This window comes from Pseudomonas sp. URMO17WK12:I11 (assembly GCF_007677725.1).
Lineage (GTDB): Bacteria > Pseudomonadota > Gammaproteobacteria > Pseudomonadales > Pseudomonadaceae > Aquipseudomonas.
Genome location: NZ_VEDF01000003.1, coordinates 399,960 through 411,633, shown reverse-complemented (window position 1 = coordinate 411,633; position 11,674 = coordinate 399,960). Strand labels below are relative to the sequence as shown.

Genomic DNA, 11,674 nt, shown 5'->3' with positions numbered 1-11,674 from the left:
AATTCTACGGGTTTATGAAGAAAGAGGGTCGAGGGCGGTCTTGCTAGATGAGAACCGCTACTTTTTACCCTCCCCCAGGGGAACTGGCGTGCTAAACGGGGCCTCTGACGTGCTTCAAGCCGTCGCGGCGGCCGTCTCAGAGGTTCCAGTGATGCGCCGGGTCGAGGGGCATGCCGCTCAGGTCGTGCCCTACCAAGTGCCCGCTCTTCTCCTGTCGCTGCTTCACCGAGTCGTGACAGTGCTTGCACAGCGACTGGAGGTTGGTCGAGTCGAAGAACAGCTTTTCGTCACCCTTGTGAGGCTTCACGTGGTCCACGATGGCAGCAGCCACCACCTTGCCCAGCGCTGTGCAAAGCCGGCATAGCGGCTCTGCCTGCAGTTGCTTCCAGCGCAGGCGGTACCAACGCTTGGTGTTGTACAAGTGACGCCAGGGCGAGTTGTTGGCCATCAGCGCACCTCTATCACTATGCCGCGCTCGATCCACCGCATCACTCGACCGGGGTGGGGATCTCGCCCACTCAGGTGGCACATGAGCACGACACCAGCCAGGTAGTACTTCAGCCACCAGCGATGGCGGCACGTGACGGTGGCGTAGATTCTGGCCATCGCGACTTCTCCTTATCTCTTGTACCGGGTCAGCTGGTAGCACCGCGCATCAGGCGGCACCTCTGCGATTGGCCAGCGCAGGCAGTCCATGTGCTTGCGCTCGGGCCGTGTGCGGCTCACTCGAAGCGTCTGCACCAGGTAGGCAGAACCTGCAGCCGTGGTGATGAAGTCACCGATTGCGATGCCCTCGGCGCCGTCCACGTAGAGCTTGCAGGGTGTGTAGGGCGCTCGCGTTCTGGCCATCGTCAATCACCTACGCTATTCGCCGTTCCAACCCAGCAGCTTGAGCTGGTCATCAATCGCTGCCAGCTCAGCCCTGAAGTGGTCTGCCAGAGAATCGCTGACCGAGTGCAGAACAGCCTCGTCTTGGTAGTCGCCAGTGATGGCCAGTGACACACCCTTGCCGCTCAGGACCGTGTCAAGCCGGCGCTGCACTTGGTCGCGGGTAAAGAAGAGGCTGCTCGCGGTCGCGATCTGCTGTCGGTTCATCTGTGTCTCCGCGCCACGAAACGGCACTTGTCTATTTTGTGGCGCGGATCATTCAACCCGAACGATCTTGGCCACGTTGCCTTTTGCCCGGCACACCAGCATGGCGGCCAGCAGGTAGAACGCAGTGTTGAACCAGGACACGTCGGCGAACTCGTCATGCAGCACCATGCGCCCGATGAGGCTCACGCACTGCATGCCGGTAACCGCGCATGCGGCCCAGGCCATGAGGGACACACCCACCTTGTAGCGGGCATCGGGATACGGCCGGTAGCGCAGCCCGATCATTACGAAAATGACGGCGCACAGCGCGGCCTGGATTACGGCAGCCATTCAACCCTCCTTCCTGGCCAGGAGGCGGAAGAACCAGGCCCACCACCGCGGCGGCTGGCCGGTCTGCATCCACTCGATGAGGCCAGAGAACGTGATCACGCATAGAGCGCCACACACGAAGGCGCTGAACCCGGCTGTCTTCGTCCAAGCCCAGCCCATCATTTCGGCAGCACCGAAGTAGCCACCAATCCAGCCAGTCAGCAGGTAGCCGATCCGGCGCCAGGTGCTCATGTCCTTCGCGAAGACGACGTAGAAGAAAGCCCCACCGAAAGAGCCGACCAGTGTGGCCAGATCCAACTGCGGGAATGCAGCACCCAGGCCGACACTGGCAAGTACGCCGGTCACTGCAAGGGCGCCGGTACTCGGTTCGGCCATAGGGGTGCTCCTGAAAAAAAGAAACCCGCAGAGCGGGTACGCAGCTTCAGCCGCGATGCAACATGCCACCTGGGCGCAGTTCGCGGCGCAGGCATTCACCTACCACCCGCTCAATGCGGTCATGCAGCGCGGCGTCGGCCGCTTCAGCGCATCCCTTTGCGGCGGTGATGACCAACTTGGTTTCGGCAATCTGCGCAGCCAGATACTCGAGCGCGGCATCCATGCCCTGGCTCAACGCCGTTTCGAAGGGGCTGGACACGCCCATACCGAGGCCGGCAGCGTAGACCTTGCCGTCTGCGCCCCTTAGCTCGAAGCGATCCGCAGTGATCACCGTCTGTGAAGCCACTTTGTACTTGCGCGCCTGCGGGGAACTCAGTTCGGCGCGGAGGGCGTCCACGGTGGATTGAAGCGCAGATAGCGCGGCATCTACTGGACTGGTCATCACTATGCTCCAGAAATGAAAAAGCCCCGGCCGGTGCCGAGGCTGTGAATTGATACCTGGGGCAGGAGTTGAACCTGCGACCTCGCAGCACGTGTGACGCTGTAAAAACAGCAGGCCGCGCGCTCTAACCGACTGAGCTAACCAGGTGAGACAAACGATGAAATATTCATATCTCTAGGCGCATCTTTCTCTTTGCTATTTATACGCCTAGAGGTATAATTACCACATCAACCACACAAGGAGACGGAGGTGCAAAGTAGGCAGTTGATCAAGGAGCTTGAAGCCGCTGGGTGGGTTCTCAAACGTGTCACCGGAAGCCACCACATCTTCAAACACCCCAACAACCCTAACTCGATACCAGTGCCCCACCCCAAGAAAGACCTACCGATCGGCACGGTAAAGAGCATCAAGGAACGAGCCGGGTTGAAATAACCCGGCTTCACCCTTTGCACCCCGAGGAGACAACCATGAAATATCCAATCTGCATCGAATGGGGCGACGACAACACCGCCATCGGCATTCAGATCCCCGACATTCCTGGCGCCGTGACTGCTGGCGACACCTTCGAAGAGGCCTATGCCGCTGCGGTGGAGGTCGCCCACATCATGCTCGAGGAGATCGCGGGCAACGGCCAGGCCATCCCAATGCCGACCAGCGCGGCGGCGCACCGGAACAACCCGGACTTCGCCGATATGGGCTGGGGCATGCTTGAGATCGACATTACGCCGTACCTGGGCAAGACCGAGAAGGTCAACGTCACCCTGCCCGGCTTCGTGATCCAGCAGATCGACCGGTACGTGCGCGATCACAACGTGAAGAGCCGGTCATCGTTCCTGGCCGATGCAGCAATGGAAAAGCTGGGGCGGTAGAAAAGATAAGCCCCGGGGGAATTCCGGGGCTTTAGGGTTTCAGTAGGCGACTATCTCAGGACCCGCTCCATCCTGAGTCCAGATTCCGTCTAGCTTCAAGAAGGTCGTACCCAGACCATGTGAGACGCTTGAGAACACCTTTCCTGAGGCCCTCAGGACTAAGTGCCGCTTCAACCAACTCTAGGTGCTCGGCGTACCACAGCTGCAGCACGGTTGCTTGGATCTGGAAGCCGGTCTGCTCGATGTCACCGAACTCCTGGTTCGCAAGGGCTATCAGGTCGGAGAGGTTAAGGGTGCTGAAGGGCCTTGGGCTCTCTGCCACTTTTTCCAGAACGAACCTCACATATTTCCAGTCGCGTTGCATCGGCAGATACCTGTCCTTGTAGGTCGGATCCTGAAAAATAGCAGAAAGTCAAGAGATTGGAACCGCCCAGGCCATCCCTAAAACGCAAAAAGCCCCGGCTGTGATGGCCAGGGCTTTGGGGGTTCTCATCCAGAAGACGCAGAACCGCAATGTGGTGAATTAGATTCTCATTTTCTCACCCTGTCAAGCGGCTTCTGCAAGGAGCCCCGCTTCGCCGAGAACAACCGCCGCTGAAGCAAACGCTCGGTCCAGCTCCAGCTTGAGCCAGCGCCTGATATCTGACCTCCACCGGTACAGGGTTTTCTCAGGCGTGGGAGAATCGAGATTGTCCCAGGTGTGAAGCAACATGAATCCGTCGGGCAAGTTTGTAACCGCCCAGGCTGTGACGCACTTTTGCCGGAACAGCCAGTGCGCCTTGCCGGGTGCCGACCTGGCCACATACTGGATGGCAAGCGCCCTCTCCTGCTGCAAGGACTTGCTGCTGTCGACCTTGTAGAAGGCCTCGAGCATGTTCCAGTGCAGAGGCGAAAGCACCCTGTGCAGCAATGAGCGGGTCATCGCGTCCTGTGTCAGCTGGTCGAATCGATCCAAGGGACACGGGTTGTCGCTTTTCCCTGGCTGTGAACCCGGAGGTTGATACTTGCCCTGCCAGGCCTGGCCCTTGTGCAGCGATATTGCGTCGAGCGTCATAGCCCGGACTACGCCATGTTCGGCGTCTCGATAAACCGTCATGCAGCCCTCCGGATGCGTCGTGGTGGCGGGTTGTCGTCCATGCCTAGCAGGTTCCGCAGCAGCTTGTCGGCGCTCTTGTGCTTTGCGTTCCCCTCAGCCACCCAGCGCCGGCAGTAATCCTCAAACTTAATGTCCACCCGCGTGGCGTGCCAGCTGGCGACGATATCCAGCAGCGCTGCCATTGCATGGGCGCCCCCTACTTTCTCTTCGGCCAGGCCCTGGCCTGCGATCTTCAAGAACAGGCGTTCGTGGCTCTCAAGGCTTTTGCGCGGCAGTGCCGCAACTACTTTGCTCATCGTGTGGCACTCCATACGTGCAGAATTTCACCAGGGCGCTGGTCGGTGCGCGCCTCCACCGATACAGCCCTGGCCCAGGACCGATAAGCGGCTTCCGGGGTATCACCAGCGCCAGCCCACGGGTGCTGCTGGGACATGCAGCGCCAACTCCCGGCGTAGCGCCAGATCTTCACCTTGGGCAGACGGCCCGTGAAGCCGACCTTGTGCGCTGCCAGCCAGGCATCCACGGCAGGCCAGATAATCGCCTGCTCCTCGGGCTTGAACTTCGTTCTGTGGCCGCTAGATACCTCTGCCAGGCCGTAATCCTCGTTCGCCACCCACATGACAAAGCCGGTAGGTGTGTGCTCGAGCTCGCACCCCTTCATGCGCCAGCTCCAGTCACCTGGGTAATCCCGGATCGATGTAGCAATCCGCTCGGCCTCGGGATGGCGCTTGACCACGGCCACCACCTCAACTCCCGGCGGAAGAATGGTTAGGTCATCCGGCATGACTGGTTGATATCCAGCGGGTTCGTGCACGGGCGAAAGCATCCTGGCGATCAATTTGAGCGGGTTCATCGCAGCACCTCTGATGCCTTGCGGGCTGCTGCAATGCGCACGTAGCCCATGAACTGTTCAGCCGGCAGGGCTTCCTTGATCACGTCGAGAATCAGCCGATCCTCAACCTGCTGATCCTTCAATCGGGCCTCGGTCCGGAGGGCCTTCATGTGGACCATCAGCCGCTGACGGTCCCGGTTGATGTGTTTCAGCGCCGCCTTGGCGCGGTGGTACCAGTCGGGATCGGCGTACTTGCCTTCGGATACCGCCCTGCCCTTGGCCTGGCCGATCTGGCACTCCAGGCGGATGGCGTCACGACATAACGTCTCCTCAAGCACCTCGCACTGGGCCAGGGTGGCGGGCAGCTCAATTGGCCCGCGTGGGCCGGTGTCCGGCCCAGGGATCTTGCCACTGGCAATGGGCTGCTCAGCGCCAGCACGTTTGGTGACGGTTACTGAGACGACTGGGGTTGCAGATTTGCCAGCGCCAGCGCGTGGCCACAGATCAGATAGCTTCATACTGGGTTCCTTTGGTGCGGTGACGGCCGGCAAATGTCCTGCCCATTTCGACTTCTTCGTTGCTTGGCTGGTACCCGACCAGTTCGGCGAACCTGTGATAGGCGCCCTGGTGCTGCACACGGCAGATGCCGGTTTCGCCGTGGCGGTTTTTGTCCACGATCAGCTCGGTGACGCCCGATTGCCCCTCTTCGGACTCGCTGTCTCGGTGGACCAGCACCACCACGTCGGCGTCGGCTTCGATCTGGCCTGAGTCGCGAAGGTCGCTCTTCGTGGGGCGCTTGTTGGCGCGGTTGCTTGGGCCCCGGTTCAACTGCGCCAGCACCATCACGGGCACTCCCAGCTCCTTGGCCAGCCGCTTGATCGATTTGCTGATGTCGGTGACCTGCTCGTACCTACTGGCCGACTTGCTCTCGCCGTTGACCAGACCGATGTAGTCCAGCGTGACAGAGCCAAGGCCGTGCTCGCGCTTGACCGTGCGGCAGATCTGACGGATATCGCGCATCGTCAACGAGGCGTCATCGCAGAAGATCAGCGGCGCGCCATCGAGCTTGCTCACAGCCGCCGTCAGGCCTGGCCAATCGTTGTCGGCCATCGAATGACCTTCGGTGATGTGCTTCAGCTGCACGCTACCCACCGAGGCCAGCGACCGGTTTGTCAGCTCCACATCTGTCATCTCAAGGCTGAACACCAGCGACGTGGACTTGGCCACCAGCGCCACTCGCTCAGCGATGCCCAGGCCCAAGGTGGTTTTGCCGCTGCCTGGGGCGCCGGCAATAACCACCATGTGCCCGGCGCAGATGCCGGGAATAAACTTGTCGAGCGATGGCAGGCCGGTGTCGAAGCCCAGCACCACTTCACGGTTGAACCGGCGATCAATCCCGTCGATTGCCTCGGGCAGGATCTCTTTCACGAAGCGGTACCGCTTGCGGGCATCCAGACCTTCCGCCTCAAGGGCGATCCAGGCCTGCTGCCCCTGCGCCAGCACTTCGTCCAGCGAGTCGCCATCTTTCAGGCGCTCCGACATGATGTGCGCAGCGGCGATCACCCGGCGGGCCACCGACCGCTGCTTCACGATCCGGGCGTACTCCGCGAAGTTTGCCGCGCTCGGTGTGTTGTGAGCGATGTGAGCAGCCACCGCCAGCGTGCCACGGCCGTCTGCCAAGGTCGGCCTGGCATCTGACAGGGTTACCACGTCGATCTGCCGCCCCTTCGCCTTGAGCGCAAGCAGCAGCTCAAACAGCTCGGCACAGTCGGACTGGTAGAAATCACCGATCTCAAGCTTCACGTCGTCAATGAGCGCTGGCTGGTGGATCATGGCCCCGATCAGCGCGTGTTCTGACTCAGGGCTGTGCAACCGTGACACATCCCGTGTACAAGCCGCGTAATCTGGGCTGATCATGCTACCCCTCCGACGCGCGCCGACGACCAGGTGAAGGGCGCCAGTAGGCCGCCGTTCTCGCGCAGGCGGTCCATCGCTCGCGGTCCGATGTAGGCCGGTAGCTGCTCACGGTCCTGGTTGCTGATCAGGACCGTTGGGCGAACAAGCTGGTAGCGCCGGTCGATCACCTCGTGCAGCAGGCTCGGCATGAAGTCCTTTCCTGGGCGGGGCGTGTGCATGCCGACCTCGTCGATCACCAGCAAGTCGACAGCGGCCAACTCAGCCAGCAGGTCTGACTTCGACGGCCCGACGTTGCTGCGGAAGCTGTCCGTCACGGCCTGCATGATTGCCTCGGCAGTGACAATCAGGCCCTTGGCGCCATACTCCCGAACAACGTGCTGCAAGATGGCGCAGGCCAGGTGAGTTTTACCGTTCCCAACCTCGCCCAGCAGCATCAGTGCGCGGCCAGCCCGGTAGTGCCCTTCGAACTCATCTGCATAGCGCCGGCAAATCGACTGGGCGCGGACTTTGTCCGAGTTGGCGTTGGTGATGAAGCTGTCGAACGTGCAACCACGGAAGCGCGGCGTGATGCCGGTGGCGAACAGATCACGATTCAGCTCGTCGCCCTCCTTGGCAGCGTACGCAGCGTCTCGCACGCTTGCTTCGCACTGGAGATTCAACGCCTCCCAGCGGCAGCGAGGGCACCCAGTAAGCTGCCACCCACCGTCGAATTGCTCGACCTCCTTCGCCTCGTACTGCCCGTGCCCAGGCGTCTCGCACTTGGTCATGCCAGCAGCCCGCTCGACGGGGCTCGGTCTGAATTTAGATGAAGTCATCAGGGTACATCTCCTGGTGGTGGGCAGGTACTTGGAGGACTGCGCTGGCGCCGCCTTTCGTGCCGGCGACGGATCCGAGGGCGCTATCAGGAAACAGTCCCGTCCAGCCCTTGCCGATCGACAACTTGATCACAGCGTCTGGATTTGGATGGTTGGCCAGATCTTCGGCCTGCTGCTTGCAGCTGGTGGCAGTTAGCGGCTTGCGGATCTCCTTGCGGTGTTGGCACCAGTCAGCCCATGTGTCTGTCGACACGTTCGCAGGCTTCGCAAGCAATGGATCGAACTTGCCTGACTTTTCACCAGCAGGCTTGCCTGCACGCTTCTTTGGTTTATTGACGGATAACTGACGGATAGATGACGGATTGGGTGCAGCTGGTGCACCCCGTTCTGTCTTCATTTGCACCCCGTTCTGTTGTGAGCTGCACCCCGTGCCGTCTTCATTTGCACCCCGTTCGGCATCCTCATCCTCGCGGGGTGCAGCTGGTGCACCCCGATTTTCGACCATGTCGTAAACGACCGGGCGTCGGTCATAGCGATCAATGTAGGCAGCAGCTATCGCCTGGTTCCCTCGCCGGATAACTCCAGCGGCCTCCAAGGCATCAAGCTTGTAGCGGATGGTTCGCTCGGAAAGACCGGTGTCATCTGACAAGCTTGAAGCTGAGGGAAACGCCCCGCGCCCGTTCTTGTCGGCGTAGTTGGCCAGGCACAGAAGCACGTGCCGACACGTCGGATCGGTGACCACGCGCTGCTCGAGCGCCCAGGTCATGGATTGGATGCTCACAGCTGCAACTCCTCACAAACACGGCGCACGTACTGGTCATACGACTCCTCGAACACCCAGCCATGCTGCTCAAGGAACGTTCGCTGCTGTTTCGCCCACTCGTAGAACTGCCAGCGAGCAGCCTCCGGGAACAGCTTGAACAAATCGCAGCTTGGCCACCCGCTGGGAATAATCAAAGCACCAGCGCGCTGCTGGAGCGCCTGGGCGTGGGTTGTGGTCGGGGTCATTGCAGAGTCTCCCCTGGCTTTACTGGAACGCTCTGAGCGCCAGCGAACGGTGAATCAGGCCCGAACAGGTTGGGCAGATCACTTTCAGGGGCCGTCTTGATCCAATCCACCATGGCCATGAAGCAGGCCTCGAAGAGTGGCCCTCCCTCACCCCAACCCTCGGACTGTGGGCTGGCACTGTTTTCCAGTCTTGCGACGTAGATGAGCCCGGCAAGACCTCGCTCGTCGTTCTGGATTGCTGGACGATGTACCGGGTTGATACTTAGCAGGTCGCACAAGCAGTCGAAGCCAATGGCGCCGTAACTGTTGTCGGTGTCCTTGATCAGGTGGTAACCCAGACCGATCAAACCCTGCTTGGTGGTCTTGTGGTCATCTTCGCGATGGCTCTTGGATTTCGCCAGGAGGATGTCTGCCTGGTGCTGCGCCACTGGGTACGCCTTGAGCTTTGCCGCCTCGCGACGGAAGACGCGGCGTTCATCGCGAATCTGCTGCAGCTTGGCCAAACCGTTGCGCACCACTCGCTGAGTAAGGATCAGCATCGTTTTGCGAGAGAGGTTGGGCTTGTTCGCGATGCTTGCGATCTTTTCGGCAATTTCGAGTTTGATGGTGCTCATGCGGTTTCTCCCGGAGTGCCGAACAGCTCGGCCAGGTCAATTTGGTAAACGGCTGCCCAGGCGCCAGCGGGCCAGGAGCGAACCCAGCCGAATCGCGGGTCTTGGACTTTCGGGGCGGCCACACCGTGGCTGTCGCACCAGTTCTTCAGCGGGCGAAAGCCCTGGCTGCCGAAGCTCCGGTGGGCGGCTCTCTCTACTGCCGTGACGGTTGCGTGCTCACAGCCGCGGCCCAGCTCGTTCTCCAGGTGCATGACCTTGCGGACCGCGGCGGATGCGGTGGCCATGGCCGTGGCTTCCCGCCGGCTGCCGATCTCGGCCTTCGTGGCGATTGCGTGGTCACGCTGCTCAAGCGCCATCTGCTCGGAGCGCTTCGAAGCCAGCAGGTGTTCCAGTGCCTCGATGTAGTTCTCGGGCATGGATGAGCTGGCGCGGCTGCGCTGCTGAACCAGCTCCCAAAATTCCCGAACCAACTTTTTCTTGAAGGCCCGCACGATCTCGGTGTTTCGCATGTAGGTGAGTAGCAGCGTGGCTTGGGGCTCGGTCAGCAGAGCGATCTCACGCGACTGCACACCGCCTGCTGTTTCGAAGGGGTCTACCTCGAATCGCACCCTTCCGAACTCGCACAGATCGTCGTGATACTTGCGCACAAGAGCGATAACGCTGGCGTGCTCGTTCTCGGTCCCTGCAGCGATGGCAGTGGTCGGCGTGACGGCATCGCTGTCCTTGATGATTACCAGGTTCATGCCGACACCTCCGGGCCGAAGGCCAGCCAGTCCGCGCTCACCCCACAAGCTCGGGCTAGTTCGGCGAGATAGGTGGTGCGCTGAGTCTCGCCAGTCTCGAGCATCGAGATTGACGCTTGCTCCATTCCAACCATCTTCGCCAACTTGGCCTGAGTGAGCCCGGCTTCAGTTCGAGCCAGCACAAGGCGCTCGCCAATGGCGGAGGACGGACCATCAACCAAGGGCGCGCCACGTTTTGCAGTGATGGTTTTTTGTGGCGCGGCGGCTGCCGAGTCGATGCGCTTCTCCAGGCTCTCGCGCTCGCCGTTCAGAGCGTTGTGCCAATCATCGGCGTTGTAGATCGCAAGGTTGGCAAGATTCGACCCATGCTGATCGCCGGCGGTCTTCAGTCGATCCTCGAGCACGTGCAGGACACTGCGCAGCCAGTCGATCTGGCACATGGCGCACTGAACCTGGAACGTCGCGTCTTGGGCAACGGTTTCCATCTGATCCAAGCTCATGCGGCACCTCCCTGCTCGGGCGCGACGCCGGCGTGGGCGGCGTAGCACAGCGCAAGCGCTGCATCAGCGGCGAAATAGATCAAGGTGACTTGATTGGAAACGGACGGCTCGGTCATCAGGTCGCGCAGCCCGGCAAGCACCGCCTCCAGACGATCAGTCGCCGCGTCGAGAGATTCATGGATTGGAATCCCGCCGACAGCCTCGAATACCGAATGCAGTCCTTGATTATTGAACTCATGGGTAAGCGTCATGGGAGTGGTGCTCATGGCCGCTCTCCCGCACGCTGCATTGCATACTGGCTGGCGCGGGCAAGCGTTGACGAGATCTCTGCGAGAAGCGCCAGCGCGCGCACCTCAGCCAGATAGGCCAGGTCGCCCTCATTGATAGAAGCTGCTAAACGATTAGCCAGCTGATGGACGCCTTCGCCTATATCGGCCGCGTATCGAAGCCCATCGAGCAGATCGACTCCTTCCTGGATGGAAAAAAGTCGGGTTCCTAAGAGCTGAGGGTCGCCAAACTCCATTTGGTTAAGGGTTACCTGTTGCGCTGATGATGGCGCGGTGGTATTTTCCGGGTGCGACATAGCGCATCCTCCTAAGACAAGGTGATGTTGCAAGACCTCCTGGCAGAGGTCGGTTAAAGAACCCGCCTGGCAGCGGGTTTTTTGTTGCCTGGAGAAAGTCAGCCAGACAGCAAAAACGGGGCGGTACCTGCGCTCATGCTGCAGTCCTCGAAATACTGGATGGATTAACAGCACATTCATGGGACTGCTCGCATTGGCAGTCGACAGGTAACCTTTCGTTCAAGGTTGGGGCAGGGTCTGGATACAGGTCAGGTCGGAGCAGACACCGAGAAACACCTGACTCAGCCTCAATGCGAAGCACGTGCTTGGCGGGGACATGCCCGGTAGAGCACATGCGCTGAACGTTCTGAGGTGTGCAGCCGAGCTTTTTGGCCAGTTTGGTCTGGCTGCCGAGCGCCCTTACAGCACTGGCGATAGCTTCGATAGTCATTGAGAGATCTCAGCGAACTTAGGGC

The 11,674-nt window shown here is 60.6% G+C and carries 23 protein-coding genes and 1 tRNA gene; 2 read left to right on the top strand and 22 right to left on the bottom strand.

All coding sequences use genetic code 11. From position 1 onward, the window contains the following. Window positions 1-136 precede the first annotated feature (136 nt). The 7 genes from FS665_RS08280 to FS665_RS08250 all read right to left on the bottom strand — a co-directional run bounded on the left by FS665_RS08280 (window position 137) and on the right by FS665_RS08250 (window position 2,389). Window positions 137-448, bottom strand: coding sequence for an HNH endonuclease (locus tag FS665_RS08280; RefSeq protein WP_145186086.1), 312 nt, complete (start codon window positions 446-448; stop codon window positions 137-139). A gap of 170 nt (window positions 449-618) precedes the next feature. Next, window positions 619-849 carry a hypothetical protein gene (locus FS665_RS08275; RefSeq protein WP_145186083.1) on the bottom strand — a complete coding sequence of 77 codons (231 nt, stop codon included), beginning with the start codon at window positions 847-849 and terminating at the stop codon, window positions 619-621. A gap of 15 nt (window positions 850-864) precedes the next feature. Beyond that, window positions 865-1,095, bottom strand: a complete 231-nt coding sequence (locus FS665_RS08270) for a hypothetical protein (RefSeq protein ID WP_145186080.1) — start codon at window positions 1,093-1,095, stop codon at window positions 865-867. 48 nt (window positions 1,096-1,143) lie between these two features. Beyond that, window positions 1,144-1,425, bottom strand: coding sequence for a phage holin family protein (locus FS665_RS08265; RefSeq protein WP_145186077.1), 282 nt, complete (start codon window positions 1,423-1,425; stop codon window positions 1,144-1,146). Continuing rightward, the gene (locus FS665_RS08260; protein ID WP_145186074.1) at window positions 1,426-1,800 is read right to left on the bottom strand and encodes a putative holin; all 375 of its coding nucleotides are present in this window, start codon (window positions 1,798-1,800) and stop codon (window positions 1,426-1,428) included. It lies immediately after the preceding gene. A gap of 46 nt (window positions 1,801-1,846) precedes the next feature. Continuing rightward, window positions 1,847-2,242: a hypothetical protein gene (locus FS665_RS08255; protein WP_145186071.1), complete on the bottom strand. Its 396-nt coding sequence runs from the start codon at window positions 2,240-2,242 to the stop codon at window positions 1,847-1,849. A gap of 53 nt (window positions 2,243-2,295) precedes the next feature. Beyond that, window positions 2,296-2,389, bottom strand: a tRNA-OTHER gene (locus FS665_RS08250). 102 nt (window positions 2,390-2,491) lie between these two features. On the opposite strand from FS665_RS08250, the gene FS665_RS08245 reads away from it, so the two are divergent. Further along, complete coding sequence (locus FS665_RS08245; RefSeq protein WP_016715573.1) at window positions 2,492-2,674, top strand: type II toxin-antitoxin system HicA family toxin; 183 nt, start codon at window positions 2,492-2,494, stop codon at window positions 2,672-2,674. Window positions 2,675-2,709: 35 nt separating this feature from the next. Continuing rightward, window positions 2,710-3,111: a type II toxin-antitoxin system HicB family antitoxin gene (locus tag FS665_RS08240; RefSeq protein WP_145186068.1), complete on the top strand. Its 402-nt coding sequence runs from the start codon at window positions 2,710-2,712 to the stop codon at window positions 3,109-3,111. Between the two features lie 55 nt (window positions 3,112-3,166). Here FS665_RS08240 and FS665_RS08235 read toward each other — a convergent pair whose 3' ends face one another. The 15 genes from FS665_RS08235 to FS665_RS08160 all read right to left on the bottom strand — a co-directional run bounded on the left by FS665_RS08235 (window position 3,167) and on the right by FS665_RS08160 (window position 11,649). Then, a complete protein-coding gene (locus tag FS665_RS08235) occupies window positions 3,167-3,475 on the bottom strand; it encodes a hypothetical protein (protein ID WP_145186065.1) in 309 nt (102 codons plus the stop codon). A 183-nt stretch (window positions 3,476-3,658) separates the two neighbouring features. Further along, window positions 3,659-4,207, bottom strand: coding sequence for a hypothetical protein (locus tag FS665_RS08230; protein ID WP_145186062.1), 549 nt, complete (start codon window positions 4,205-4,207; stop codon window positions 3,659-3,661). After that, window positions 4,204-4,503 (bottom strand): hypothetical protein, encoded by a 300-nt coding sequence (locus tag FS665_RS08225; protein WP_145186059.1) that lies wholly within the window; start codon window positions 4,501-4,503, stop codon window positions 4,204-4,206. The genes FS665_RS08230 and FS665_RS08225 overlap by 4 nt, the downstream gene beginning before the upstream one ends. Next, window positions 4,500-5,060, bottom strand: a complete 561-nt coding sequence (locus FS665_RS08220; protein ID WP_178108306.1) for a hypothetical protein — start codon at window positions 5,058-5,060, stop codon at window positions 4,500-4,502. Before FS665_RS08220 ends, FS665_RS08225 begins: the two co-directional genes overlap by 4 nt. Next, on the bottom strand, window positions 5,057-5,557 hold the full coding sequence (locus FS665_RS08215; protein ID WP_145186056.1) for a hypothetical protein: 501 nt from the start codon (window positions 5,555-5,557) through the stop codon (window positions 5,057-5,059). The genes FS665_RS08220 and FS665_RS08215 overlap by 4 nt, the downstream gene beginning before the upstream one ends. Beyond that, a complete protein-coding gene (locus FS665_RS08210) occupies window positions 5,544-6,956 on the bottom strand; it encodes a DnaB-like helicase C-terminal domain-containing protein (protein ID WP_145186053.1) in 1,413 nt (470 codons plus the stop codon). The genes FS665_RS08215 and FS665_RS08210 overlap by 14 nt, the downstream gene beginning before the upstream one ends. Further along, entirely contained in the window at window positions 6,953-7,771 is an 819-nt protein-coding gene (locus tag FS665_RS08205; RefSeq protein WP_145186050.1) for an ATP-binding protein, read from the bottom strand. Before FS665_RS08205 ends, FS665_RS08210 begins: the two co-directional genes overlap by 4 nt. Then, window positions 7,758-8,552, bottom strand: a complete 795-nt coding sequence (locus FS665_RS08200) for a helix-turn-helix domain-containing protein (RefSeq protein WP_145186047.1) — start codon at window positions 8,550-8,552, stop codon at window positions 7,758-7,760. Before FS665_RS08200 ends, FS665_RS08205 begins: the two co-directional genes overlap by 14 nt. Beyond that, on the bottom strand, window positions 8,549-8,779 hold the full coding sequence (locus FS665_RS08195) for a hypothetical protein (protein WP_145186044.1): 231 nt from the start codon (window positions 8,777-8,779) through the stop codon (window positions 8,549-8,551). Before FS665_RS08195 ends, FS665_RS08200 begins: the two co-directional genes overlap by 4 nt. Next, on the bottom strand, window positions 8,776-9,393 hold the full coding sequence (locus FS665_RS08190) for a hypothetical protein (RefSeq protein WP_145186041.1): 618 nt from the start codon (window positions 9,391-9,393) through the stop codon (window positions 8,776-8,778). Before FS665_RS08190 ends, FS665_RS08195 begins: the two co-directional genes overlap by 4 nt. Then, window positions 9,390-10,136, bottom strand: coding sequence for a Rha family transcriptional regulator (locus FS665_RS23655; RefSeq protein WP_256675064.1), 747 nt, complete (start codon window positions 10,134-10,136; stop codon window positions 9,390-9,392). Before FS665_RS23655 ends, FS665_RS08190 begins: the two co-directional genes overlap by 4 nt. After that, the gene (locus tag FS665_RS08175) at window positions 10,133-10,636 is read right to left on the bottom strand and encodes a helix-turn-helix domain-containing protein (RefSeq protein WP_256675063.1); all 504 of its coding nucleotides are present in this window, start codon (window positions 10,634-10,636) and stop codon (window positions 10,133-10,135) included. Before FS665_RS08175 ends, FS665_RS23655 begins: the two co-directional genes overlap by 4 nt. Continuing rightward, the gene (locus tag FS665_RS08170) at window positions 10,633-10,902 is read right to left on the bottom strand and encodes a hypothetical protein (protein WP_145186038.1); all 270 of its coding nucleotides are present in this window, start codon (window positions 10,900-10,902) and stop codon (window positions 10,633-10,635) included. The genes FS665_RS08175 and FS665_RS08170 overlap by 4 nt, the downstream gene beginning before the upstream one ends. After that, window positions 10,899-11,399 carry a hypothetical protein gene (locus tag FS665_RS23375; RefSeq protein WP_178108301.1) on the bottom strand — a complete coding sequence of 167 codons (501 nt, stop codon included), beginning with the start codon at window positions 11,397-11,399 and terminating at the stop codon, window positions 10,899-10,901. The genes FS665_RS08170 and FS665_RS23375 overlap by 4 nt, the downstream gene beginning before the upstream one ends. Next, complete coding sequence (locus FS665_RS08160) at window positions 11,353-11,649, bottom strand: YdaS family helix-turn-helix protein (RefSeq protein ID WP_145186033.1); 297 nt, start codon at window positions 11,647-11,649, stop codon at window positions 11,353-11,355. The genes FS665_RS23375 and FS665_RS08160 overlap by 47 nt, the downstream gene beginning before the upstream one ends. Between the last annotated feature and the right edge of the window lie 25 nt (window positions 11,650-11,674).

Bases quoted from the DNA above. Each gene is read 5' to 3' on its own strand.
- FS665_RS08280 (WP_145186086.1), bottom strand. From the start codon at position 448: ATGGCCAACAACTCGCCCTGGCGTCACTTGTACAACACCAAGCGTTGG.
- FS665_RS08235 (WP_145186065.1), bottom strand. From the start codon at position 3,475: ATGCAACGCGACTGGAAATATGTGAGGTTCGTTCTGGAAAAAGTGGCA.
- FS665_RS08160 (WP_145186033.1), bottom strand. From the start codon at position 11,649: ATGACTATCGAAGCTATCGCCAGTGCTGTAAGGGCGCTCGGCAGCCAG.
- FS665_RS08240 (WP_145186068.1), top strand. From the start codon at position 2,710: ATGAAATATCCAATCTGCATCGAATGGGGCGACGACAACACCGCCATC.
- FS665_RS08220 (WP_178108306.1), bottom strand. From the start codon at position 5,060: ATGAACCCGCTCAAATTGATCGCCAGGATGCTTTCGCCCGTGCACGAA.
- FS665_RS08230 (WP_145186062.1), bottom strand. From the start codon at position 4,207: ATGACGGTTTATCGAGACGCCGAACATGGCGTAGTCCGGGCTATGACG.
- FS665_RS08190 (WP_145186041.1), bottom strand. From the start codon at position 9,393: ATGAGCACCATCAAACTCGAAATTGCCGAAAAGATCGCAAGCATCGCG.
- FS665_RS08255 (WP_145186071.1), bottom strand. From the start codon at position 2,242: ATGACCAGTCCAGTAGATGCCGCGCTATCTGCGCTTCAATCCACCGTG.
- FS665_RS08265 (WP_145186077.1), bottom strand. From the start codon at position 1,425: ATGGCTGCCGTAATCCAGGCCGCGCTGTGCGCCGTCATTTTCGTAATG.
- FS665_RS08170 (WP_145186038.1), bottom strand. From the start codon at position 10,902: ATGAGCACCACTCCCATGACGCTTACCCATGAGTTCAATAATCAAGGA.
- FS665_RS08205 (WP_145186050.1), bottom strand. From the start codon at position 7,771: ATGACTTCATCTAAATTCAGACCGAGCCCCGTCGAGCGGGCTGCTGGC.
- FS665_RS08270 (WP_145186080.1), bottom strand. From the start codon at position 1,095: ATGAACCGACAGCAGATCGCGACCGCGAGCAGCCTCTTCTTTACCCGC.
- FS665_RS23655 (WP_256675064.1), bottom strand. From the start codon at position 10,136: ATGAACCTGGTAATCATCAAGGACAGCGATGCCGTCACGCCGACCACT.
- FS665_RS08195 (WP_145186044.1), bottom strand. From the start codon at position 8,779: ATGACCCCGACCACAACCCACGCCCAGGCGCTCCAGCAGCGCGCTGGT.
- FS665_RS08175 (WP_256675063.1), bottom strand. From the start codon at position 10,636: ATGAGCTTGGATCAGATGGAAACCGTTGCCCAAGACGCGACGTTCCAG.
- FS665_RS23375 (WP_178108301.1), bottom strand. From the start codon at position 11,399: ATGAATGTGCTGTTAATCCATCCAGTATTTCGAGGACTGCAGCATGAG.
- FS665_RS08275 (WP_145186083.1), bottom strand. From the start codon at position 849: ATGGCCAGAACGCGAGCGCCCTACACACCCTGCAAGCTCTACGTGGAC.
- FS665_RS08260 (WP_145186074.1), bottom strand. From the start codon at position 1,800: ATGGCCGAACCGAGTACCGGCGCCCTTGCAGTGACCGGCGTACTTGCC.
- FS665_RS08215 (WP_145186056.1), bottom strand. From the start codon at position 5,557: ATGAAGCTATCTGATCTGTGGCCACGCGCTGGCGCTGGCAAATCTGCA.
- FS665_RS08210 (WP_145186053.1), bottom strand. From the start codon at position 6,956: ATGATCAGCCCAGATTACGCGGCTTGTACACGGGATGTGTCACGGTTG.
- FS665_RS08225 (WP_145186059.1), bottom strand. From the start codon at position 4,503: ATGAGCAAAGTAGTTGCGGCACTGCCGCGCAAAAGCCTTGAGAGCCAC.